This is a genomic window from Streptomyces sp. Xyl84 (assembly GCF_059731885.1).
Genome location: NZ_AP029182.1, coordinates 2,334,737 through 2,356,062, shown reverse-complemented (window position 1 = coordinate 2,356,062; position 21,326 = coordinate 2,334,737). Strand labels below are relative to the sequence as shown.

18 protein-coding genes are annotated in these 21,326 nt (G+C 71.7%); 10 read left to right on the top strand and 8 right to left on the bottom strand.

Annotated elements, in window-relative coordinates; translation table 11 throughout:
• Nucleotides 1–41 precede the first annotated feature (41 nt).
• Complete coding sequence (locus AC6I72_RS09960) at nucleotides 42–662, bottom strand: TetR/AcrR family transcriptional regulator (RefSeq protein ID WP_498000469.1); 621 nt, start codon at nucleotides 660–662, stop codon at nucleotides 42–44.
• 340 nt (nucleotides 663–1,002) lie between these two features.
• On the opposite strand from AC6I72_RS09960, the gene AC6I72_RS09955 reads away from it, so the two are divergent.
• The 4 genes from AC6I72_RS09955 to AC6I72_RS09940 all read left to right on the top strand — a co-directional run bounded on the left by AC6I72_RS09955 (nucleotide 1,003) and on the right by AC6I72_RS09940 (nucleotide 5,356).
• Nucleotides 1,003–1,977, top strand: coding sequence for a tetratricopeptide repeat protein (locus AC6I72_RS09955; RefSeq protein WP_498000468.1), 975 nt, complete (start codon nucleotides 1,003–1,005; stop codon nucleotides 1,975–1,977).
• A gap of 645 nt (nucleotides 1,978–2,622) precedes the next feature.
• Nucleotides 2,623–3,288, top strand: a complete 666-nt coding sequence (locus tag AC6I72_RS09950) for a DUF6230 family protein (RefSeq protein WP_498000467.1) — start codon at nucleotides 2,623–2,625, stop codon at nucleotides 3,286–3,288.
• A 132-nt stretch (nucleotides 3,289–3,420) separates the two neighbouring features.
• The gene (locus AC6I72_RS09945) at nucleotides 3,421–3,930 is read left to right on the top strand and encodes a DUF6114 domain-containing protein (protein ID WP_498000466.1); all 510 of its coding nucleotides are present in this window, start codon (nucleotides 3,421–3,423) and stop codon (nucleotides 3,928–3,930) included.
• Nucleotides 3,920–5,356 carry a hypothetical protein gene (locus AC6I72_RS09940; protein ID WP_498000465.1) on the top strand — a complete coding sequence of 479 codons (1,437 nt, stop codon included), beginning with the start codon at nucleotides 3,920–3,922 and terminating at the stop codon, nucleotides 5,354–5,356. Before AC6I72_RS09945 ends, AC6I72_RS09940 begins: the two co-directional genes overlap by 11 nt.
• A 111-nt stretch (nucleotides 5,357–5,467) precedes the next feature.
• Here AC6I72_RS09940 and pyk read toward each other — a convergent pair whose 3' ends face one another.
• From pyk to pta, 3 genes are all read right to left on the bottom strand, one after another.
• Nucleotides 5,468–6,898, bottom strand: a complete 1,431-nt coding sequence (pyk, locus tag AC6I72_RS09935; protein ID WP_366724797.1) for a pyruvate kinase — start codon at nucleotides 6,896–6,898, stop codon at nucleotides 5,468–5,470.
• Nucleotides 6,899–7,071: 173 nt separating this feature from the next.
• Nucleotides 7,072–8,280, bottom strand: coding sequence for an acetate kinase (locus AC6I72_RS09930; protein ID WP_498000464.1), 1,209 nt, complete (start codon nucleotides 8,278–8,280; stop codon nucleotides 7,072–7,074).
• Nucleotides 8,281–8,306: 26 nt separating this feature from the next.
• Nucleotides 8,307–10,403 carry a phosphate acetyltransferase gene (gene pta / locus AC6I72_RS09925; protein ID WP_498000463.1) on the bottom strand — a complete coding sequence of 699 codons (2,097 nt, stop codon included), beginning with the start codon at nucleotides 10,401–10,403 and terminating at the stop codon, nucleotides 8,307–8,309.
• 260 nt (nucleotides 10,404–10,663) lie between these two features.
• Here pta and AC6I72_RS09920 point away from each other — a divergent pair, with 260 nt between their 5' ends.
• A complete protein-coding gene (locus AC6I72_RS09920) occupies nucleotides 10,664–11,689 on the top strand; it encodes an ATP-dependent 6-phosphofructokinase (protein WP_498000462.1) in 1,026 nt (341 codons plus the stop codon).
• A 119-nt stretch (nucleotides 11,690–11,808) separates the two neighbouring features.
• On the opposite strand, the gene AC6I72_RS09915 is transcribed toward AC6I72_RS09920, so the two are convergent.
• The 3 genes from AC6I72_RS09915 to AC6I72_RS09905 all read right to left on the bottom strand — a co-directional run bounded on the left by AC6I72_RS09915 (nucleotide 11,809) and on the right by AC6I72_RS09905 (nucleotide 15,071).
• Nucleotides 11,809–12,510: a helix-turn-helix domain-containing protein gene (locus tag AC6I72_RS09915; RefSeq protein WP_498000461.1), complete on the bottom strand. Its 702-nt coding sequence runs from the start codon at nucleotides 12,508–12,510 to the stop codon at nucleotides 11,809–11,811.
• 105 nt (nucleotides 12,511–12,615) lie between these two features.
• Nucleotides 12,616–13,233 (bottom strand): response regulator, encoded by a 618-nt coding sequence (locus tag AC6I72_RS09910; protein WP_498004638.1) that lies wholly within the window; start codon nucleotides 13,231–13,233, stop codon nucleotides 12,616–12,618.
• Between the two features lie 125 nt (nucleotides 13,234–13,358).
• Nucleotides 13,359–15,071 carry an ATP-binding protein gene (locus tag AC6I72_RS09905; protein ID WP_498000460.1) on the bottom strand — a complete coding sequence of 571 codons (1,713 nt, stop codon included), beginning with the start codon at nucleotides 15,069–15,071 and terminating at the stop codon, nucleotides 13,359–13,361.
• A gap of 121 nt (nucleotides 15,072–15,192) precedes the next feature.
• Between AC6I72_RS09905 and AC6I72_RS09900 the strand changes: the two genes are divergently transcribed.
• Nucleotides 15,193–16,632, top strand: coding sequence for a cation:dicarboxylate symporter family transporter (locus AC6I72_RS09900; RefSeq protein ID WP_498004637.1), 1,440 nt, complete (start codon nucleotides 15,193–15,195; stop codon nucleotides 16,630–16,632).
• Nucleotides 16,633–16,976: 344 nt separating this feature from the next.
• Here AC6I72_RS09900 and AC6I72_RS09895 read toward each other — a convergent pair whose 3' ends face one another.
• On the bottom strand, nucleotides 16,977–17,594 hold the full coding sequence (locus tag AC6I72_RS09895) for a TetR/AcrR family transcriptional regulator (RefSeq protein WP_498000459.1): 618 nt from the start codon (nucleotides 17,592–17,594) through the stop codon (nucleotides 16,977–16,979).
• 138 nt (nucleotides 17,595–17,732) lie between these two features.
• Here AC6I72_RS09895 and AC6I72_RS09890 point away from each other — a divergent pair, with 138 nt between their 5' ends.
• From AC6I72_RS09890 to trxA, 4 genes are all read left to right on the top strand, one after another.
• Nucleotides 17,733–19,418 carry an MFS transporter gene (locus AC6I72_RS09890; protein WP_498000458.1) on the top strand — a complete coding sequence of 562 codons (1,686 nt, stop codon included), beginning with the start codon at nucleotides 17,733–17,735 and terminating at the stop codon, nucleotides 19,416–19,418.
• 212 nt (nucleotides 19,419–19,630) lie between these two features.
• Nucleotides 19,631–20,395: a DUF2127 domain-containing protein gene (locus tag AC6I72_RS09885; protein WP_037851709.1), complete on the top strand. Its 765-nt coding sequence runs from the start codon at nucleotides 19,631–19,633 to the stop codon at nucleotides 20,393–20,395.
• 69 nt (nucleotides 20,396–20,464) lie between these two features.
• On the top strand, nucleotides 20,465–20,893 hold the full coding sequence (locus tag AC6I72_RS09880) for a MerR family transcriptional regulator (protein WP_498000457.1): 429 nt from the start codon (nucleotides 20,465–20,467) through the stop codon (nucleotides 20,891–20,893).
• Entirely contained in the window at nucleotides 20,893–21,225 is a 333-nt protein-coding gene (gene trxA / locus AC6I72_RS09875) for a thioredoxin (protein WP_498004635.1), read from the top strand. The genes AC6I72_RS09880 and trxA overlap by 1 nt, the downstream gene beginning before the upstream one ends.
• Nucleotides 21,226–21,326 lie beyond the last annotated feature (101 nt).

Below are 21,326 nucleotides of genomic sequence, written 5' to 3'. Positions count from 1 at the left end.
CGGCGTCGGCCGCTCGCTCACCCGCCCGCGCGGGCGCCCCCTCACGAGGACGCGGCGCCCAGCCCCAGCAGCAGCACGCGGGTGAAACTGCGGACCCACTCCTCGTCGGCGGGTTCCGCGCTGACCAGGGTGCGGTGGACGACCGCGCCCGCGACGACGTCGAAGATGAGGTCGGCGGTGCGGACGGCTTCCCGCGGGTCCGTCTCCGGGGGGAGTTCGCCGCGGGCCTGCGCCCGTGCCCGGCCCTCGAGGACCAGCCGCTTCTGACGCTCCACGATCGAGCCGCGGATCCGCTCGCGCAGCGCGTCGTCGCGGGTCGACTCGGCGACGACGGCCATCAGCCCGTTCTTGGCCTCCGGCCGGGCCAGGATCGCCGCGAACTGCAGGACCACGCCCTCGATGTCGGCCGCCAGGCTGCCGAGGTCGGGCAGCCGCAGCTCGTCGAAGAGTTCGGCCACGGCGTCGACGACCAGCTCGTTCTTGCCCGCCCAGCGGCGGTACAGCGTCGTCTTCGCAACCCGGGCCCGGGTGGCGACGTCTCCCAGGGTGAGCTTCGACCAGCCCAGCTCCACCAGGGCCGCACGCGTGGCGGCCAGGATGGCCGCGTCCGCGGCGGCGCTGCGCGGGCGGCCGGCGCGGGAGGGCGGGGTGCGGCTCTGCATCCCCTGACCCTAACCGGCCGTCTCGCGGCCCTGACCGGCCGGGAAACCGGTGGGACCTGTGGAGTGGTGAGGGAGATCACCGGGAGACGGTTTCGCGGAGGCACCCGGTGCCATTACGCTACGGGTCGTAGCGAAAGCACGGGTGTGGCCCGTGCGAGCGACGACCACGAGAGCACCGACCACCAGAGCACCACGCACGCGGCACACCCGGTCATCCCCTATGACCGGCACCCAGCACGGACCATCAGAAACCGGCGCCCGGTGGGGACCAGGCACCCGGCACGGTCCGGTTCATCCGGCCGTTTTCACTCAGACACGCGGAACGGGGGAGGATAGACGCATGCAGCCACGGAACATGTCCATGAGCGGAGTCGTCGACCTCGCCGCGGTGAAGGCGGCCCAGGAGGCCAAGGCGAAGGCGGAGCAGGCGCGCGCCCAAGCGGCCCGTGAAGGCGGGGCGGGGGCCGTGTCGCCCGCCGACCTCGTCATCGACGTCGACGAGGCCGGCTTCGAACGCGATGTCCTGCAGCGCTCCGCCGAGGTACCGGTCGTCATCGACTTCTGGGCCGATTGGTGCGAGCCCTGCAAGCAGCTGAGCCCGGTCCTGGAGCGGCTGGCCGTCGAGTACAACGGGCGCATCCTCCTCGCCAAGATCGACGTCGACGCCAACCAGATGCTGATGCAGCAGTTCGGGATCCAGGGGATCCCCGCGGTCTTCGCGGTGGTCGCCGGGCAGGCCCTGCCCCTCTTCCAGGGCGCGGCGGGCGAGGCGCAGATCCGCCAGACCCTGGACCAGTTGGTGCAGGTCGGCGAGGAGCGCTTCGGCCTGACCGGCCTCACCGTCGACCCGGACGCCGTACCGGGCGGCCAGGCGCCCGTACAGGCCCCGGCCGCCGGTCCGTACGAGTCGCTGCTCAACGCGGCGGCGCAGGCGCTGGACGCCGGTGACCTCGGCGGCGCGGTCCAGGCGTACAAGAACGTGCTGGCCGAGGACCCCGCCCACCCCGAGGCCAAACTGGGCCTCGCGCAGGCCGAGTTGCTCCAGCGGGTGCAGAACCTCGACCCGCAGAAGGTCCGTCAGGAGGCGGCCGAGAAGCCCTCGGACGTGCAGGCGCAGATCTCCGCCGCCGACCTGGACCTGGTGGGCGGTCATGTGGAGGACGCCTTCGGCCGGCTCATCGACACCGTACGGCGCACCGCGGGCGAGGACCGGGACGCGGCGCGGCTGAGGCTGCTGGAGTTGTTCGAGGTCGTCGGCGCGGAGGACCCCCGGGTGAGCGAGGCGCGCCGGGCGCTGGCACGGGCCCTGTTCTGACCCCCGTGGGGGCCGCGGCGCCGACCAGTCGCTAAACGCCAGGGCCTGTGATGCCCGGGTGAAAGATCTGCCGACGAGTCACCACAGCGGCCGCGCTTTGCCAAAACTTGGCAATCGCGGCCGCTGTTACTGCGAGTAAATGCAGGCTTTCGGTCTGCCCGGTTCCGTCCGGGGATCAACCTCTTTGTTCTGCCCATTGTTGCGACCCACTGTCGCCGTTCGCGATCAGTGCGTCGAACGACGGTTATCCGGCCGTTACTAGCGAGTAACGAACCCCCTTGTGCGGGCGGCGAGAATGCACCACGATCGGCGACGCTCGGTCCATTCCCGTACCCCGGCAGCCGGCCGGGACGCGGGACGTGTGGGTCCCCACCGAGCAGGGCCGGCGACAGTGGCGCCGGACCTAGGACAGGGGGGTCTTCGCCGTCCGGCGAAGCCTGTCCAGCAGGGTTGTGCGTGATGCGTGTCAGGCGCGACCAGTGGTTGTCGCTCGGGGGTGATCGCCGGTGATTCGGGCGCGTTGAGCGCCACCGAGCGCGGGCGCTCTCCTTCCCGAGGACGTAGCACTTCTCCCATCCCTGCCCGGCCGAGCCCCCGTCGGGGGCGGGCCGAGGCCAGGAGATGTACGTCCGAGAAGGAGGAAATATGGAGTCCCAGGTGCGTGGCGGGACCAGATGGAAGCGGTTCGCTGTGGTCATGGTGCCCAGCGTTGCCGCCACGGCGGCGATAGGCGTGGCCCTGGCCCAGGGCGCGCTGGCCGCTTCGTTCAGTGTGTCGGGGCAGGAGTTCAAGGTCTCGACCGCCGAGCTGCACGGCAACGGCTTCACGCAGTACGGAGCAATCGACTCCGGTTACACGCTCTCGGGTCAGAAGGTCGACCGCCCGGTGGCGGTGTCGTCGTTCGACGACGCGAGGATCGTGAAGCTCTGCCAGTCGGTCGTCACGCCGAACATCCCGGTGATCGGGTCCATCACCCTGCGGCTGGACGCGGGTGACAGCAAGGACGAGAACCACCAGGTCAAGGCCGACAACCTGTACATGGATGTCTCGGACCTCAAGGCCGACGCCGAGTTCCACAACATCGACATCGGTGTGGCCGCCGGCGACACGGGCGACCGGGACAAGGGCGGCAAGGGCATCGGTATGAAGGGCGGCAAGGAGCGGGCCAACCCGTTCGGCTTCGCCCAGCAGGCGACGAAGGCGGACCTTTTCGGCGTGCACTCGACGGCTTGGGCGACCACGGCCGGGACCTTCACCCTGTCCGGTCTGCACATGTCCCTGTCGCAGGGCACGAAGGCCGAGTGCTTCTAGCCACACGGTGACGGGCGGGGGGAGGCCGAAGGCGCCCCCCGCTCGGCCACTGGTCGCCGGAGGCCTCACACACCCCCCACATCTCCAACGCACCACCACCCACAGCAACGCTGCACCAGGGAGCTGTTTTCCATGAGCGCCGAGACTTCCGCCGTGCCCGGCCAGTTCACCCGCCGCAGGCTGCAGTTCCGTGCCTGGCGGGGCAGTCGGCCGTTCTGGGCCGGCCTGTTCGTCTTGCTCGCCGGCTTCCCGATCATGTACTTCCCGTACGCGCATCTCCAGGTCGGCCACCTGACGATGGCGATGGCCACCACCGCGGGCGCGGGGTCCCTGATCATCGGCGTGCTGCTCGTGGTCCTCGGCATCAGCCTCTGGTTCCAGAAGCACATCCGGGTCTTCGCGGGTGTCGCGTCGATCCTGCTGGGGCTGGTGTCTCTCCCCGTCTCCAATTTCGGCGGTTTCATCATGGGCTTCCTGTTCGCCCTCGTCGGCGGCGCGATGGCCGTCTCCTGGGCGCCGGGCGTACCGCCCGCGCCCAAGGACGCCGAGGACACGGACGGCCCGGGCGCGATGGGGGAGTCGAACGACCTGTCAGGAACGAGCCCGGCGAACGGGGCGAACGGGAGGCACAGTGCCGGCTGACGAGGTGACCCACGGGGCTGATGTGGAAGAGTCCCGTGCGAGAACCGGGCCGCGCCACGCGGCACCCAAGAGGCCGCTGTTCACCAGGTTCCACATGCCGGCGGGCAAGGCGATAGCGACCGTGGCGATGCCCACGGCGGTCCTCATGGGGATGGGCTTCACGTCCTCGCTGGCGCTGGCCGACACCAACCACACGCCGAACACCTCGGCGTCGTCGTCCGAGACGATGTCGCCGGAGGACTACAAAAAGTGTGTCGAGGCGCTGGAGAAGTCCAAGGACGACTCCTCTGCCTCGCCGTCCCCTTCCGCCTCCGCGAGCGCCACCGACTCCGCGAAGGACAAGGACAAGGCGACGGGCGAGGAGACGGACAAGGGCACGGAGGGGAACAAGGCGGAGGACGGCAAGGGCGCCACGCCCTCTCCCTCGGCCACCGCCTCCACCGGCAAGCCGGACACGAAGGACGACGCCGTCTCGGGTACGGCCTCTTCGTCGGATTCAGGTTCCGACGACAAGGCGCAGCCCACGGCGTCCGCCACCGCGTCCCCGTCCCCCTCGGCCACGGCGACCAAGAACGGCGGCCTGCTCGGCGGCCTCGGTGACGCCCTCGGCGACCTCCTGACCGGCGGCAAGCAGGACACGCAGCCCAGCAACCAGGCCACCACCCCGTCCCCGTCCGCCACCCCCTCGGCGGACGGGACGAAGAAGGACCTGGGCCAGGCCGCGTCCGACACCGTCAAGGACACCACGAAGAAGGTCACCGACACGGTCGACGGCACCGTGAAGGGCGCGACCGACGCGGCGTCCAAGGCGGCCGAGGACACCACCGGCGCGGTCAAGGACACCGTGAAGGGCACGGTGGACGACGCCACGAAGAAGGCCGGGGACGCCGTCGACGGGGTCACCTCCTCGCCCAGCCCGTCCGCGAGCGCGAGCACGGACCCGGCTGACTGCCCGGCGGCCACCGACGCGCAGGGCGGCGTCGACAACACGATGCCCCTGGCGGACGACCCGTGGTACCTGGACGCCAGTTCGCTGACGCTCAAGAGCGCCAGCTACAAGGGGGTCGTCCAGGTCAGGACCGCCAACGGCAGCGTCAAGAAGGTCCTGAAGTACGTCATATCCGCGGGCACCGACATCGGGGACCTGCACCAGACGGTGAAGGACAAGCAGGCCGGCAAGACGTATCACGTGCAGGCGGCCAAGGGATCGATGTCCAAGATCACCGGCGGCGACACGGTGATGTACACCGAGAGCATCTCCGGCAACCTGCTCGGACTGCTGCCCATCACGTTCAGCCCGGACAGCCCGCCCCCGCTGGACATCCCGCTGATCTACTTCACCAAGGTCCACGTGGTCCAGGCGGCCCAGTTCGGCGGCAACCTGAACATCCCCGGAATGCACGTCTACACCACCGACGGCGTCTGAACGCCGCACCGAGCCCGTTCCGGGAGCCGCACACCGAGGGCGCCCCCGCCGATCCCGGCGAGGGCGCCCTCGAACGTGTACGGAGCCCGTACGTCCCGCGTGACGCGGACGTCAGTCGCGCTGGCCGCCGCCCAGGTGGTGGACGCGGACCATGTTCGTGGTGCCGGGGACCCCGGGCGGGGAGCCGGCGGTGATGATCACGACGTCGCCCTCGTTGAACCGCTTGAGCTTGATCAGCTCCTGGTCGACCAGGTCGACCATCTCGTCGGTGCTGTTGACGAAGGGGACCACGTGCGACTCCACGCCCCAGCTGAGCGCCAGCTGGTTGCGGGTGGACTCGTCGGTGGTGAAGGCGAGGATCGGCTGGGTCGCGCGGTAGCGGGACAGCCGGCGGGCCGTGTCGCCGGACTGGGTGAAGGCCACCAGGCCCTTGCCGCCCAGGAAGTCGGCGATCTCGGCGGCGGCACGGGCCACCGAGCCGCCCTGCGTGCGCGGCTTCTTGCCCGGGACCAGCGGCTGCAGGCCCTTGGAGAGCAGCTCCTCCTCGGCCGCGACGACGATCTTCGACATCGTCTTGACGGTCTCGATCGGGTACGCGCCCACGCTCGACTCGGCGGACAGCATCACCGCGTCGGCGCCGTCCAGGATGGCGTTGGCGACGTCGGAGGCCTCGGCGCGGGTCGGACGGGAGTTGGTGATCATCGACTCCATCATCTGGGTCGCCACGATCACCGGCTTGGCGTTGCGCCGGCACAGCTCGATCAGGCGCTTCTGCACCATCGGGACCTTTTCGAGCGGGTACTCGACGGCCAGGTCACCGCGGGCCACCATCACGCCGTCGAACGCCATCACGACGTCCTGCATGTTCTCGACCGCCTGCGGCTTCTCCACCTTGGCGATGACGGGGACGCGGCGGCCCTCCTCGTCCATGACGCGGTGGACGTCGGCGACGTCCTTGGCGTCGCGGACGAAGGACAGCGCCACCATGTCGCAGCCCATGCGGAGCGCGAAACGCAGGTCCTCGACGTCCTTGTCGGACAGCGCGGGCACGTTCACCGCCGCGCCGGGCAGGTTGATGCCCTTGTGGTCGGAGATGACACCGCCCTCGATGACGATCGTCTTCACCCGCGGGCCCTCGACGTCCAGGACCTTCAGCTCGACGTTGCCGTCGTTGATCAGGATCTGGTCGCCGCGCGAGACGTCACCCGGCAGCCCCTTGTACGTCGTGCCGCAGATCTGCTTGTCGCCCGGGACGTCCTCGGTGGTGATCGTGAACTCGTCACCCCGCTCCAGCTCGACCGGGCCCTCGGCGAAGGTCTCCAGCCGGATCTTCGGGCCCTGCAGGTCGGCGAGGACGGCGATGGCCCGGCCGGTCTCCTTGGACGCGGCACGGACGCGGTCGTACCGGCCCTGGTGCTCGGCGTGCGTGCCGTGGCTGAAGTTGAAGCGGGCCACGTTCATGCCGGCTTCGATCAGCGCGACGAGCTGCTCGTGGGAGTCGACCGCGGGGCCGAGAGTACAGACGATTTTCGAACGGCGCATGGGGCGATCCTATCGGTTTGTTTCGCTGCGGAATATTCCGTCTGGTGGAATATACAAATGGGCGGGTCTGCGCTCAGTCGAGTGCCGCGGGAAGTGCCGGTGGGGATGCCGGTCGAATTCGGTTGTCCTCGCTTGTCCTTGATTGTCTTCGCCCGCTCCTCTCCCGCTCCTCCTTACTCGTCCTTTCCGACAAGGGCGTAGGTCTGCGTGGCGATCTCCATTTCCTCGTCCGTGGGGACGACGGCCACGGCGACCCGCGCCCCGTCGGGCGAGATCAGCCGCGCCTCGTCGGCACGTACGGCGTTCCGCGCGCCGTCCACCGCGAGGCCCAGCCCCTCCAGGTCCGCGAGGGCCGCCGCGCGCACGAAGTCCGCGTTCTCCCCGACCCCGGCGGTGAAGGCGACCGCGTCCACGGTGCCGAGTACCGCGTAATAGGCACCGACGTACTTCTTCAGCCGGTGGATGTAGATCTCGAAGGCGAGCCGCGCCTGCTCGTCGCCCTCGTCCATCCGGCGCCGTATCTCCCGCATGTCGTTGTCGCCGCAGAGGCCGAACAGACCGCTCCTCTTGTTGAGAAGAGTGTCGATCTCGTCCATGGACATTCCGCCGACACGCTGCAAATGGAAGATGACCGCCGGGTCCAGGTCTCCTGAACGCGTGCCCATGACCAGCCCCTCCAGCGGGGTGAGCCCCATGGAGGTGTCCACGCACCGCCCGCCGCGCACCGCCGAGGCGGACGCCCCGTTGCCCAGGTGCAGCACGATCACGTTGACGTCCTCGGGCGCCTTGCCCAGCAGCTCGGCCGTCCTGCGGGAGACGTAGGCGTGCGAGGTGCCGTGGAAGCCGTAGCGCCGCACCCGGAACCGGTCGGCGAGCTTGGGCTCGATGGCGTAGCGCGCGGCCGGCTCCGGCATGGTGGTGTGGAAGGCGGTGTCGAAGACGGCGACCTGCGGCAGGTCGGGGCGGAGCGCGGTGGCGGTGCGGATGCCGGTGAGGTTGGCCGGGTTGTGCAGCGGCGCCACCGGAATCAGCCGCTCGATCTCGGTGAGCACGGCGTCGTCGATGACGGTCGGCTCGGTGAAGAACATGCCGCCGTGCACCACCCGGTGGCCGATCGCGGCCAGCTCGGGGGAGTCCAGGCCGAGCCCGTCCCTGGCCAGCTCCTCGGCGACGGCCTTGAGCGCGCCGTCGTGGTCGGCGATCGGGCCGTTCTGCTCGCGCGTGTCACCGGTGGCCACGCAGGTGTGCTTGAGCCGGGAGGTCTGCTCGCCGATGCGCTCCACCAGGCCGACGGCGAGCCGGCTCGCGTCGCGCATGTCCAGGAGCTGGTACTTCAGCGACGAGGAGCCGGAGTTGAGGACGAGGACACGGGTCGCGTTCACGGTGTTCAAGGATTCTCTCTACGACGTCAGTGGGCGGGGGCGGCCGGGGTGCGGGCCTGGTCCTGGGCCTGGATCGCGGTGATGGCGACGGTGTTGACGATGTCCTGGACCAGGGCGCCGCGGGACAGGTCGTTGACCGGCTTGCGCAGGCCCTGCAGGACCGGGCCGACCGCGATCGCGCCGGCCGAGCGCTGCACGGCCTTGTACGTGTTGTTGCCGGTGTTCAGGTCCGGGAAGACCAGTACGCTGGCCTGCCCGGCGACCTCCGAGCCCGGCAGCTTGGTCGCGGCGACCGACGGCTCCACGGCCGCGTCGTACTGGATCGGGCCCTCGATCATCAGGTCCGGGCGGCGCAGCCGGACCAGGTCGGTCGCCTCGCGCACCTTGTCCACGTCGGCGCCCGTGCCGGAGGTGCCGGTGGAGTACGACAGCATCGCGATCCGCGGTTCGACCCCGAACTGGGCGGCGGTGGCCGCCGACTGGACGGCGATGTCGGCGAGCTGCTCGGCGTCGGGGTCGGGGTTGACCGCGCAGTCGCCGTAGACGAGGACCTTGTCGGCCAGGCACATGAAGAAGACGGAGGAGACGATCGACGCCTCGGGCTTGGTCTTGATGATCTCGAAGGCGGGGCGGATGGTGGCGGCCGTGGAGTGCACGGAACCGGAGACCATGCCGTCGGCCAGGCCCTGCTGCACCATCAGCGTGCCGAAGTAGTTCACGTCGGAGACGACGTCGTACGCCAGCTCGACGGTGACGCCCTTGTGGGCGCGCAGCCGGGCGTACTGCTCGGCGAAGGCGTCGCGCAGCTCGGAGACGGCCGGGTCGATGAGCTGGGTGTCCCCGAGGTCGATGCCGAGATCGGCGGCCTTCTTGCGGACGGTGTCGACCGGCCCGAGCAGCGTCAGGTCGCACACGCCGCGGCGCAGCAGCACCTCCGCCGCGTGCAGCACGCGTTCCTCGGTGCCCTCGGGCAGGACGACCCGGCGGATGTCGGAGCGGGCCTGTTCGAGCAGCTTGTGTTCGAACATCATGGGGGTGAGCCGGTCGCTGCTCGGCGCGGAGACCCGCTTGCTGAGGTCGGTGGTGTCGACGTACCGCTCGAACAGGCCGAGGGCGGTCTCCGCCTTGCGCGGGGTGGCCGCGTTCAGCTTGCCCTCCAGGGAGAACAGGCGTTCGGCGGTGGGGAAGCTGTTGCCGGACACCGAGACGACGGGGGTGCCGGGGGCGAGCCGGGCGGCGAGGGTGAGGATCTCCTCGCCGGGCTCCTCGTCCAGGGTGAGCAGGACGCCGGCGATCGGCGGGGTGCCGGCGCTGTGCGCGGCGAGCGAGCCGACCACCAGGTCGGCGCGGTCGCCGGGGGTGACGACCAGGCAGCCCGGTGTCAGCGCCTTGAGCAGGTTGGGCAGCATGGCGCCGCCGAAGACGAAGTCGAGCGCGTCGCGGGCCAGTCCCGAGTCGTCGCCCAGCAGGATCCTGCCGTCCAGGGCGTGGGTGATCTGCGCCACGGTCGGCGCGGACAGGGCCGGCTCGTCGGGCACCACGAAGCAGGGCACGGGCAGCCGCCCGGTCAGCCGCCCGGCGATCTCGTCGCGGTCCTCGCGGGCCACCCGGTTGGTGACCATGGCCAGGACGTCGCAGCCCAGGCCGTCGTAGGCGCGGTAGGCGTTGCGGGTCTCGGCGAGCACCGACTCGGCGCTCTGCTTGCGGCCGCCGACGACGGGGATCACGGAGGCGCCGAACTCGTTGGCGAGCCGGGCGTTGAGGGACAGCTCGTCGGGGAGCTGGGTGTCGGCGAAGTCGGTGCCGAGGACCAGGACGACGTCGTAGTCCCCGGCCACCCGGTGGAAGCGGTCGACGAGGGTGGAGACCAGCTCGTCGGTGCCCTGTTCGGCCTGGAGGGAGGACGCCTCGTGGTAGGCCATGCCGTAGACGGTGGCCGGGTCCTGGGTCAGCCGGTAGCGGGCGCGCAGCAGTTCGAAGAGGCGGTCCGGGCCGTCGTGGACGAGCGGGCGGAAGACGCCCACCCGGTCGACCTGCCGGGTCAGCAGCTCCATGACACCCAGCTCGACGACCTGGCGGCCGTCACCGCGGTCGATGCCGGTCACGTACACGCTGCGGGTCACGCGGGCTCTCCGTTTCGTCGGGCGGGGGGTGCGCTGGAGGTACAGGGGACGTACCGGGGTGGCGTACGGCGGACAAAAATCGCCCACCGAGGTGAGCGGAACCCTCTTGACAATACCCCCGCCGCTAGATAAGGCGCCCGTCAGGAGACCGGGGCTCCCGGCGGCCGGCCGCGGACCCCCGTCCAGACGTGGCCGCCCCCGGGACGTGAAACAATCGGACTGGATCACCGGTGTCAACAGTGGGCAGGAGACACAGCACGATGCGTATCGGAGTTCTCACGGCAGGCGGCGACTGTCCGGGACTGAACGCGGTGATCCGGTCGGTGGTGCACCGGGCGGTCACGACGTACGGCGACGAGGTCATCGGTTTCGAGGACGGTTACGCCGGCCTGCTCGACGGCCGCTACCGCGAGCTGGACCTCAACGCGGTCAGCGGCATCCTGGCCCGCGGCGGCACCATCCTCGGCTCGTCCCGGCTGGAGCGCAACCGGCTGCGGGAGGCGTGCGAGAACGCCTCCGACATGATCCACCGGTTCGGCATCGACGCGCTCATCCCGATCGGCGGCGAGGGCACGCTGACCGCGGCGCGCATGCTCTCGGACGCCGGGCTGCCGGTGGTGGGGGTGCCGAAGACGATCGACAACGACATCTCCTCCACCGACCGCACCTTCGGCTTCGACACCGCCGTCGGCGTGGCCACCGAGGCGATGGACCGCCTGAAGACCACCGCCGAGTCCCACCAGCGGGTGATGGTCGTCGAGGTCATGGGCCGGCACGCGGGCTGGATCGCCCTGGAGTCCGGGATGGCCGCCGGCGCCCACGGCATCTGCCTGCCCGAGCGGCCCTTCGACCCCGCCGACCTGGTCAAGATGGTCGAGGAGCGCTTCGCCCGCGGCAAGAAGTTCGCCGTGGTCTGCGTCGCCGAGGGCGCCCACCCGGCCGAGGGCAGCATGGACTACGGCAAGGGCGCCATCGACAAGTTCGGGCACGAGCGCTTCCAGGGCATCGGCACGGCCCTGGCGTACGAGCTGGAGAAGCGGCTCGGCAAGGAGGCCAAGCCGGTCATCCTCGGCCACGTGCAGCGCGGCGGCGTCCCCACCGCCTACGACCGCGTCCTCGCCACCCGCTTCGGCTGGCACGCGGTGGAGGCCGCGCACCGCGGCGAGTTCGGCCACATGACCTCGCTGCGCGGCACCGACATCGTGATGGTGCCGCTCGCGGAGGCGGTGACCGAGCTGAAGACGGTGCCCAAGGACCGCATGGACGAGGCGGAGTCGGTCTTCTAGCCCTTCCCGCCCTTCCTCGCCCTGCCCGGCCTTCCCGTCCCTCCGGCTCCGGGCTTCGCGGCCCGGGGCCTTCGGCTCCGGGCTCTGCGGCCCCGGGCCTTCCGTTCTCCCCGGACGTCCTACGGGGCCGCCTCGACCCGCGTCCAGAAGTGCTCGACGATCCGGTCGAGGAAGTCCCGGCCGGCGTCGCCCGCCTCCCCGGCCGCGCTGGTGCCGCCCCAGCTCAGCGAGGCGACCATCTGCCCCTGGTAGTCCTGGTGCAACCGCTGGAGGACCTTCTCCAGCAGCGGCCGCGGAAGGGGCACCACCTTGCCCACCGGGCGGACGTAGCCCTGCCAGCGGGTGCCGACGGCGCTGCGCAGCAGTTCGGCGAGCTGCTCCTCGCGCCCGGTGACGGCGACGAAGTCGGGCAGGGCCAGGGCGAGCACGTCGGCCAGCGCGGCCGACTGCCGCTCGGTGCCGCGCCAGTCGTCGCGCTCCTCCATCCGCAGGTAGCGGGGCGGTTCGAGACCGACGGCACGGGCCACGTCCTCCGGCCGCAGACCGCGGGCGATGCGGTGCTCGCGCAGGCTGCGCGGCCGCCCGATCAGCTCGCCCGGCGCGCACCACAGCACCCCCGCCAGCGCGGTCAGCTCCGGTCCCGACGGCGAGGCGGCCCCGCGCTCCCAGGCGACCACCAGGTCGGGGGTGACGTACGGCAGCCCGTAGGAGACCCGCATGCCGTGGGCGACGTGCTCGGGCCCCATGCCGAGCGCGGCACGGATCCGGCGGGCGGCGGGGGAGTTGAACGGGAGGGCGGAGGGTGGTGGCTGCACCCGCACAAGCTAGGAGCCCGCGGCGCCGGTGACTACGGGCCGTTCCCACAGGATGACGGGTTGTACGAACCTACGGCTGCATGGGCCGTGCCTGCCCGGGGCGGGCCCGCCTCACCGCCCCGGTCCCCACCGGTACACCAGTTCCGGCCTGCCCACCTGGCCGTACAGGGGGCGGCGGGCGGCGCGGCCGGTGTCCACCAGGTGTTCCAGGTAGCGGCGGGCCGTGATGCGCGAGATGCCGACCGTCTCGGCGACGCCGGCGGCCGTGAGGCCCTCGGCGGCCTCCCGCAGGGCGCCCGTCACCCGTTGCAGGGTGGGGGCGCTCAGGCCCTTGGGGAGGGCGGCCGGGCCGGGGGCGCGCAGGGCGGCGAGGGCACGGTCGACCTCTTCCTGGCCGCTGGCCTCACCGACCGCCGCGTGGAACTCGGCGTAGCGGACCAGCCGGTCGCGCAGGGTGGCGAAGGTGAACGGTTTGAGGACGTACTGGACCACGCCCAGCGAGACGCCCTCGCGGACCACCGCGAGGTCCCGTGCCGAGGTCACCGCGATGACGTCCGCGTGGTGGCCGGCGGCCCGCAGGGAGCGGGCGAGCTGGAGGCCGTGCACGTCCGGCAGGTGCAGGTCGAGCAGGAGCAGGTCCACCGGGGTGCGCTCCAGCGCGCGCCGGGCCTGCGCACCGGTGTGCGCCTTGCCCACCGCGACGAACCCGGGGACCCGGCCCACGTACATCACGTGGGCGTCGGCGGCGACCGGGTCGTCCTCGACCACCAGGACCCGGATGGGCCGTCCCTCCCGCTGCCCCGCGCCTTGATCCCGAGGCTGCTCCTCGGACCGTCCGCCGGTGCCGCCGTCCGTCATGTGCTCCGCCCCGCCGTCCTCGTACCGTCGCTGCTGCCGGTGCCGGCGTGCGCCGTACCGGGCGTCCGGCGGGGCCGGGGGGCGGCCGCGGGGCCGCCCAGCGGCAGCCGCGCCTCGAAGGCCGCGCCGCCCTCCGCCGCGTCGGTGACCGTCAGTGTCCCCTGGTGCCGCAGCACCGCCTGCCGTGCCAGCGCGAGCCCGAGCCCCCGGCCGCCGCGGCCGGCCGGCTTGGCCGGTTTGGTCGAGAAGCCGCGCTGGAAGACCAGGTCCGCGTGGTCCGGGTCGACGCCCGGGCCGCTGTCCGCGACCCGCAGCAGCAGTTCGGCGCCCGCCGCGCACACCGTCACCGTCACCCGCGCCCGCGTGCCGCCCTGGGCCGCGTCCACCGCGTTGTCGATCAGGTTGCCGAGGATCGTCACCAGGTCGCGGGAGGGCAGGGAGCGGGGCAGCAGTCCGTCGTCCAGGCCGCTGTCCTCGGACACCACCAGCTCCACGCCCCGCTCGTTGGCCTGCGCGGTCTTGCCGAGCAGCAGCGCGGCCAGCACCGGCTCGCCGACCGCCGCGACCACCTGGTCGGTCAGGGCCTGGGCCAGCTCCAGTTCCGCCGTGGCGAACTCCACCGCCTCCTCGGCACGGCCCAGTTCGATCAGGGACACCACCGTGTGCAGCCGGTTCGCCGCCTCGTGGGCCTGCGACCGCAGTGCCTGCGTGAAACCGCGCTCGGAGTCCAGCTCGCCCATGAGCGACTGGAGCTCCGTCACATCGCGCAGGGTCACCACGGTGCCCCGGCGCTGCCCGCCCGAGACCGGGGAGGTGTTCACCACCAGGACGCGGGCGTCGGTGAGGTGGACCTCGTCCACCCGCGGTTCGGCGGCCAGCAGGGCGCCCGTCAGCGGGGCCGGCAGGCCCAGCTCGGTCACCGGCCTGCCCACCGGCTCCGCCTCGCCGGCCCCGCCGCCCACGCCGAGCAGTTCCCGTCCGCCGTCGTTGATGAGGGCCACCCGGTGGTGCGAGTCCAGCATCAGCAGCCCTTCGCGCACCGCGTGCAGGGTGGCCTGGTGGTAGTCGTGCATCCGGCTCAGCTCGTCGGCGTTCATGCCGTGCGTGTGCCGGCGCAGCCGCGCGTTGATGACGTACGTGGCGACCGCGCCCAGCGCGAGGATGCCGGCCGCCACCCCGAACAGGGCCGTGACCTGCTCCTGGACCCGCCGGCTGATCGCCTCGACCTTGATGCCGGCGCTGACCAGGCCGATGACGCGGCCGTTCTCCTCGACGGGGGTGACCGCGCGGACGGAGGGGCCGAGGGTGCCGGTGTAGGTCTCGGTGAAGGAGCGGCCGCGCTGGGCACGGGAGATGTTGCCGAGGAAGGGGCGGCCGATCTCGTCCGGGTCCGGGTGGGTCCAGCGGATGCCCTGCGGGGTCATGATCGTCACGAAGTCGACGCCCGTGTCCCGCTGGACCTGGAGCGCGTACGGCTGGAGGTGGGAGGTGGGATCGGCGGTGTGGATCGCGGAGCGCACGGAGGGGGAGTCGGCGATGGAACGGGCCACCGCCGTGGTCTGGCGGCGGGCCGCGCTCTCCGCCTGACCGCGGTCGCTGACGAAGGTGAACAGCGCGTATCCGGCCACGACGAGCGCCAGCAGCACGGCCTGCATGGCGAAGAGCTGGCCCGCCAGGCTGCGTGGTCTGGGGAGGGCGGGTATGCGCATGCCGTCAGTCTGCCTCCGAGCGGTGGCGTGAACTAAATGAACGGAAGGGTGACCGCCCTCACACGGCACGAGATAGTCACGGCATCCCCGAAATCCCCCGGACGTGAGCCGCACGCCGGTGATGCCGACGACGTCGTCAAGGAGGGCCGCCGTGACCAGCGCAGCCGATACGGCACCTGCCGCACCCGCCAGCGGGCCCGGCCCCGCAGCCAAGCGGGACCGCACCCACTACCTCTACATAGCGGTGATCGCCGCGGTGGTCCTCGGCGTCGTCGTCGGGTTCGCCGCGCCGGACTTCGCCAAGGAGCTGAAGCCGCTCGGCACCGGCTTCGTGAACCTGATCAAGATGATGATCTCCCCGATCATCTTCTGCACGATCGTGCTCGGCGTCGGTTCGGTGCGCAAGGCGGCGAAGGTCGGCAAGGTGGGCGGCCTCGCCCTCGGCTACTTCGTCGCGATGTCGTTCGTCGCGCTCGCCATCGGCCTGGTGATCGGCAACCTCGTCCACCCCGGCAGCGGCATGCACCTCACCGAGGCGGTCAAGGGCGTGGGCCACGCCCAGGCCGACGCCGCCAAGGAGGGCCCGGTCGACTTCGTGCTCGGGATCATCCCGACCACCCTGGTGTCGTCCTTCACCGAGGGCCAGGTGCTCCAGACCCTGCTGGTCGCCCTGCTCGTCGGGTTCGCGCTGCAGGCCATGGGCCGCAAGGGCGAGCCGGTGCTGCGCGGGGTGGAACACATCCAGCGGCTGGTCTTCCGCATCCTCTCCATGATCATGTGGGCCGCGCCGATCGGTGCCTTCGGCGCCATGGCCGCCGTCGTCGGCGAGACGGGCATCGACGCCCTGAAGGCCCTCGCCACGATCATGTTCGGCTTCTACGCCACCTGTCTGCTCTTCGTGATCGTGGTGCTCGGCGCCATGACCCGCCTGGTGGCCGGCGTCAACATCTTCCACCTGCTGAAGTACCTGGGCCGCGAGTTCCTGCTGATCCTCTCGACCTCGTCGTCCGAGTCCGCGCTGCCCCGGCTGATCGCCAAGATGGAGCACCTGGGCGTCAGCCGCCCGGTCGTCGGCATCACCGTGCCGACCGGCTACTCCTTCAACCTCGACGGCACCATGATCTACCTGACCATGGCCTCGCTGTTCATCGCGGACGCCATGGACCAGCCGCTCTCCATCGGCCAGCAGATCACCCTGCTGCTGTTCATGATGATCGCCTCCAAGGGCGCCGCGGGCGTCACCGGCGCGGGCCTCGCCACCCTGGCCGGCGCCCTCCAGTCCCACAAGCCCGCGCTGGTCGACGGCGTCGGCCTGATCGTCGGCATCGACCGCTTCATGAGCGAGGCCCGCGCCCTGACCAACTTCGCGGGCAACGCCGTCGCCACCCTGCTGATCGGCACGTGGACCGGCGAGGTCGACCAGGACCGGGTGCGCCGGGTGCTCGCCGGTGACCTGCCCTTCGACGAGCGCACCCTGCTCGACGACTCCGACAGCGGCCCGGCCGGCTCCGCCCTGCCGGAACAGCGGGAGGACGGCGAGAAGGAACTCGCCAGGGCCTGACCCGCCGGGCATCGACCGGCAGGCCCGGCCCGCCAGCGCCGAACCGTCCGGCGTGGCCCGCCGGCCCTGAACCGCCAGGCCCGGCCCGCCGGCCCTGAACCGCCAGGGCCGCCCCGTCAGGCCGGCCCGCCCGCACACGGCCGCTCGCCCGCGTCACGCCTCCCGCGTCCCCCACGCCTTTGGCGTCCGCCCGCGACCGTCCCCGCTCTCCGGACGCCCGGCCCCGCCTGAACCCGGGCCGGGCGTCCGGCACCCGGAAGAAGAAGCCGCCGAGCGGCCGAGGCTCTCCCCCGTGGGCCCGGCCGCTCGGCTCTTCGCGTCCCGCCCGCCGGGGGCCTTTCCGTTCAGCCGCCGAGCTTCGACACCAGTGCCCCCGCCAGTGAGGCCGGCACCCCGGCCGACGTGAGCACCGTGACGGCGGCCGAGGAGCCGGCCTCGCGGGCGTCCAGCAGCCCGTCGTTGACGGCCTCCATCAGCGCGAACAGGATCTGCTCGTGCACGTGGGCGAGCGCGGGCGCGGGCAGCGGGGAGCTGAACGCACCCCGCTCGACCCCGCGCTGGAGCAGGTCCGCGCAACTGCTGCGGACCGGGGCCAGACGCTCCCGGATGCCCTCCATGGTCACGGTGCGCTGGGCGAGCGCCACCAGCAGCCGGTAGCGGTCCGCGATCGGCCAGATCGCCAGCACCGAACGCGCCAGCGCCTCCGCCGGGTCCTCGACGCCCTCGCGCCCCCGCGCGTGCGCGTCGGCCAGCACCTGCACGGCGTCGTCGACGAGCGTGCTGATCAGGGCCTCGCGGCTGGGGAAGTGCCCGTACACCGTGCGCCGTACGACACCCGCGGCGCGCGCGATCTGGTCCATGGACGCGTCGGGGTCGCGCAGCAGCTCGGCGAGGGCGACGTCGAGGATGCGACGCCGGTTTGCGTCCGCGCGCGTGGTGTTACCCGTGGTCATGGCTGCCATTGTGCCTTCCTCGCGACTTGCACAGCACTGTGCAACGACGTACATTGCACATGGTTGTGCAAATGCACACCGCTGTGCAAGTAGCTCCACGCGCACGTTCCACGTTCCGACGCGCACCCGAGGAAGGCGACCCCTGCCATGCGACTCGTCATGACCGAACCGGTCGAGAGGACGGACCGCCCCTACGCCCGGCGCTGGTGGGCGCTCCTGGTGCTCTGCCTGAGCCTGCTGATCATCGTGATGGCCAACACCGCCCTCACCGTCGCCGCGCCCGACATGACCCGCGACCTGGGCCTGTCCGGCGCCGACCTGCAATGGGTGATCGACGGCTACACCGTCCCCTACGCGGCGCTGATGCTGCTGCTCGGCGCGATAGGCGACAAGTACAGCCGGCGCGGCGCCCTCGTCCTCGGACTGATCGTCTTCGGCGGCGGGGCGGTCTTCGGCTCGCTGGCCGGCAGCGCCGCGACCGTCATCGCCGCCCGCGCCGTCATGGGCGTCGGCGCCGCCCTGATCATGCCGGCCACGCTGTCCCTGCTGGCCGCGACCTTCCCGCGCGCCGAACGCGCCAAGGCCATCACCCTGTGGACCGCCACCGCGGGCCTCGCCATCGCCGCGGGCCCGGTCGTCGCCGGCGCGCTGCTCAGGAACCACGGCTGGGCCTCGACCTTCCTGATCAACGTGCCGATCGCCGCCGTCGCTCTGGTCGCCGCCTTCGTCCTCGTCCCGCCGTCCAGGGCGGCCCGGCCCGAGGACGGCGACCACCGCATCGACTACGTCGGCGGTCTGCTGTCCGTGCTGTGGACCGGCTCGCTGGTCTACATGATCATCGAGGGGCCTCACTTCGGCTGGGACGTCAAGGCGGTCACCGCCGCCGTCGTCGCGGGCGCCGGCCTGCTGGCCTTCGTCCTGTGGGAACTGCGCCACCCGCGCCCCATCCTCGACGTGCGCCGCTTCACCAGCCGCCGCTTCGCCGGTTCCAACCTCGCCGTCGCCCTGTTCTTCCTGGCCGTCTTCGGCGCCTTCTACTACCTCACCCAGCACCTCCAGTTCGTCCTCGGCTACGACGCCCTCGCCACCGGCGTGCGCATGCTGCCGCTGGCCGGCGCGGTCTTCGCCGGGTCGGCCCTGACCGGCTACCTCACCCCGCGCGTCGGCATGAAGTGGACCGTCACCGCGGGCATGGTCGGCGGCACCGTCGCCCTGGCCCTGCTCACCCAGGTCGACGGCTCGTCCTCCTACGGCTCGTTCGTGGCGCCGCTGATCGTCCTCGGCCTGGCCATCGGCCTCGCCCTCTCGCCCTGCACCGACGCGATCATGGGTGCCTTCCCGGAGCCCGAGCTGGGGGTCGGCGGCGCCGTCAACGACACCTCGATCGAACTGGGCGGCTCGCTCGGCATCGCGATCCTCGGATCCCTCCTGTCGACCTCGTACTCCGGTCACCTCGCCGACGCCACCACGGGCAGCAAGCTCCCGGCGAGCGCGCTGGCCACCGCCCAGGACTCGGTGGGTGCCGGATACGCCGTCGCCCAGGGCATCGGCGACAAGGCCCGGCACCTCGCCGCGCAGGCCGCGCAGACGACCGACCCCCACCAGGCCGCCCAGCTGAAGGCCCAGGCCGGGCAGCTCGCCCAGGGCGCCCGGCAGATGAAGGACGCCGTCGGCTCCTCCTTCGCCGACGCCGTCTCCCACACCAGCCTGGTGGGCGCCGTCGTCCTCGGCGTCGGCACCCTCGCGGTGGCCCTGCTGCTGCCGCGCGGCACCGGCCGTACGACGGAGGCGGCGGACGAGACCAGGGAGCCGGCCGGCAGCGCCGTGAACTGAAACGCCCCTGGCCGGCGTCTCCAGGAGCTGTGAACAAAAGGGGCGCCCGGCTCGCGGCCTCCCCTTTCGTTCGCAGCTCTCACCGCGATGCACTACCGTGCCGTGCCGTGCCGGATCGACCGGCGCGGCACGGCCGCGCAACGGCGCGGACACAAAGACCGCGCGGACGCACGGACGCAGCGGCACACAGACACAGACGGAGGCAACGGGGGATGGCGATCGACTGGGACCGGCGCACCTGCGCGCGCAAGGGCCATGTGACGTACGCGCCCGACGACCCCCGGCTGCGCATCCGGCTGCACGCCGACACCGCCCTCGGCGAGGTCTGGCGCTGCCTGCGCTGCGGTGACTTCGTGCTCGGCGAGCCGCACGGCTCGGGGCCGGCCGCCGACGCGCCGCTGGTGCCGCGCGGCAAGGTGCTGCGGGACCTGTTCATCCTGCGCTTCCTGGCCCTGGAGCGGGTCGTGCGCGGGGTGTTCATCGTCCTGGTCGCCGTCGCGGTCTGGCGGTTCAGCAACAGCCAGGACGCGGTGCGCCGCCTCTTCAACGAGTACCTGGACGTCTTCCGCCCCGTCTTCCGGCACTTCCACTACGACCTCGACCACTCGCCGGTCGTCGGCACCATCCAGAAGACCTTCGGCTACAAGCACTCCACCCTGCTGCTGGTGGCCGGGCTGCTGCTGGCCTACGCGCTGATCGAGATCGTCGAGGCCGTCGGCCTCTGGTACGCCAAGCGCTGGGCGGAGTACCTGACGGTGGTCGCCACCGCCGCCTTCCTCCCGCTGGAGGTCTACGAACTCACCGAGCACGTCAGCGCGGTGAAGATCGCCACCCTGACCCTCAACATCCTCGCCGTCCTCTACATCGCCCTCGCCAAGCGCCTCTTCGGCCTGCGCGGCGGACGCAGGGCCTTCGAGGAGGAACGCCACAGCGCCTCCCTGCTGGAGGTGGAGCACTCGGCGGGCGTCCCGGTCTGAGCGGGCCGTCCGCCCCTCCGCCCGTCCGTCCTTGCCTTGACGCCGACGTCAACCCGTACCGTCGAGGTCATGCGAATCGGCGAGCTGGCCGAACGGGCCGGGACCACCACGCGGGCGCTGCGGTACTACGAGTCGCGCGGGCTGCTGCCCGCGCGGCGGGACGCCCAGGGCCACCGCACCTACGACGAGCGGGACCTGCGGCTGCTGCGGCAGATCAGGACGCTGCGGGACTTCGGGTTCGACCTGGAGGAGACGCGGCCCTTCGTGGAGTGCCTGCGCGCCGGGCACCCGGAGGGCGACTCCTGCCCGGCCTCGCTCCTGGTCTACCGGCGCAAGCTGGACGAGCTGGACGCGCTGATCGGGGAGCTGCGGGCGGTGCGCGCGCAGGTCGCCGGCCAGTTGGCGCGTGCGGAGCGGGCGCGGCAGGAGCTGGCCGCCGAGTCGCTGGTTCCGGGGGGCCCGGAACCCGTGTGCGAGCTGGGAGGGCACGAGCGGTGATCAAGCAGGTGGAAGGTGTCGGGGACGTGGGCGACGACGACTTCGCGACGGAGGTCCTCGGGTCGGACCTGCCCGTGCTGGTGCAGTTCACGGCCGAGTGGTGCGGGCCGTGCCGGCAGCTCGCGCCGGTCCTCGCGGCCGTCGCCGCCGAGCAGGGCGAGCGGCTGAAGATCGTCCAGCTGGACGTGGACCGCAACCCGGCGACGACGATCAGGTACGGCGTGCTGGGCACGCCCACCCTCATGGTCTTCAAGGACGGCGAGCCGGTGCGGTCCATGGTCGGCGCGCGGCCCAGGCGGCGGCTGCTGGAGGAGCTGTCCGACGTGCTGTGACCCAGCCGCCCCGACGAAAGAAATCCCCCGGGCAATTGCGTCCGGGGGATTTCTTTGCGTATATTCGGTGGTTCGCGACTTCACGAAGAATGTGGTCGCGG